General features: G+C 65.6%; 1 protein-coding gene. It reads left to right on the top strand.

The window, feature by feature from the left end; genetic code table 11:
- Positions 1-1,790: ImcF-related family protein (locus tag ACIPZB_RS27185; RefSeq protein WP_400643485.1), on the top strand; the 1,790-nt coding region annotated here is incomplete at both ends.

Raw genomic sequence — 1,790 nt, 5'->3', positions numbered from 1 at the left:
GAAGCCTACAACCAGCTCAAGGCCTACCTCATGCTGGCCCGCCCCGAGAAGGCCGATGCGACGTTCCTGGTCCAAACGCTGGGCAATACCGAGCCCACGCTGTGGACCTTCTTCGCCGAGCAGTTACCCGCCAACCCCGACTGGGCCATCAAGGCCGATGCCAAGCTCATCGCCCAGGCCCGCCAGGTGCTGCTCGGCCAACTCGGCCAGCGCAATGCCGAAAGCAGCCTCTACCAGCGCGCGCTGGAAACGGCAGCCAACCACTACCCCGCGCAGGGCCTGCAACAGCTGGTCGGCGACACCGATGCCGACGCCTTGTTCACTACCCAGGCCAGCGTCCCTGGCGTGTTCACCCGCCAGGCCTGGGAAGGCCACATGCGCGACGCGATCGAGGAGGCGGCCAAGGCACGCCGCGAAGAAATCGACTGGGTCCTGAGCGACAACCCGGACAACCTCACTGCCGCGCTAAGCCCTGACCAGCTCCGCGAGCGCCTGACCGCGCGTTACTTCCAGGACTACAGCAGCGCCTGGCTGGCCTTCCTCAACAGCCTGCGCTGGCAGCAGCGCGACAGCCTGGAAGAAGTCATCGCCCAGCTGACCCTGATGAGCGACGTCCGCCAGTCGCCGCTGATCGCCCTGATGAACACGCTGGCCTATCAAGGCCAGGCCGGCATCCGTGGCCAGGCGCTGGCTGACTCGTTGCTCAAATCGGCAAAAAACCTGATCGGCCAGGACAAACCGGCGGTGATCGAGCAACTGCCCCAAGGCCTGAACGGCCCGTTGGACAGTACCTTCGGATCGCTGCTGGCGCTGTTGGGCAAAGGCCCTGAAGGGCAACGCTTCGATGACAACCTGAGCCTGCAGGCCTTCCTCACCCGCGTGACCAGCGTGCGTTTGAAACTGCAGCAAGTGACCCAGGCGCCCGACCCGCAGGCCATGACCCAAGCCTTGGCCCAGGCGGTGTTCCAGGGCAAGCGCATCGACCTGACCGAGACCCAGTCCTACGGCCAACTGATCGCTGCAAGCCTGGGCGCCGAATGGGGCGGCGCCGCCCAAGCGTTGTTCGTGCAGCCCTTGGACCAGGCCTGGCAACGCGTCCTGCAGCCGTCGGCCGCAGGACTGAATCGCAACTGGGAGCGTGCCATTGTCAATGACTGGAACGGCGCCTTCGCCGGCCGCTACCCGTTCGCGGCCACTTCCAGCGATGCGTCGCTGCCCATGCTGGGGCAGATGATCCGCGCCGACTCGGGGCGGATCGAGCAGTTCGTCCGTGAACAACTGGCTGGGTTGCTGCGCAAGGAAGGCAGCCGTTGGGTGGCGGACCCACGTCACAGCCAGGGCCTGCGCATCAATCCTCGGTTCCTCGCCGCCATCAACCAGCTCAGCGCGTTGGCGGATGTGCTCTACACCGATGGTGGCATGGGCATGAGCTTCGAACTGCGTGGCAAGCCGGTGCGCGATGTGGTGCAGACCACCTTCATCCTCAATGGCGAAAAGCATCATTACTTCAATCAGCGCGAGCGCTGGCAGCAGTTCCGCTGGCCTGGGCAAAACGACTACCCCGGCGTCAGCCTGACCTGGACCAGCGTGCACACGGGGGAGCGTTTGTTCGCCGACCTCCAGGGCACCTGGGGGCTGATCCGGCTGCTCGAACAGGCCCAGGTCACCCACCTGAACGACGGCGGCAGCCAAATGCGCGTGGTGTTGAAGGCCCCGGATGGCATTGGCCTGACCTGGCATCTGCGCACCGAACTGGGGGGAGGGCCGTTGGCCTTGCTCGGACTGCGGGG

Source organism: Pseudomonas sp. NPDC089396 (assembly GCF_044749545.1).
Taxonomy (GTDB): Bacteria; Pseudomonadota; Gammaproteobacteria; order Pseudomonadales; family Pseudomonadaceae; genus Aquipseudomonas.
The sequence above is the reverse complement of the archived record's forward strand: the minus strand, read 5'-3'. Positions and strand labels throughout refer to the sequence as shown.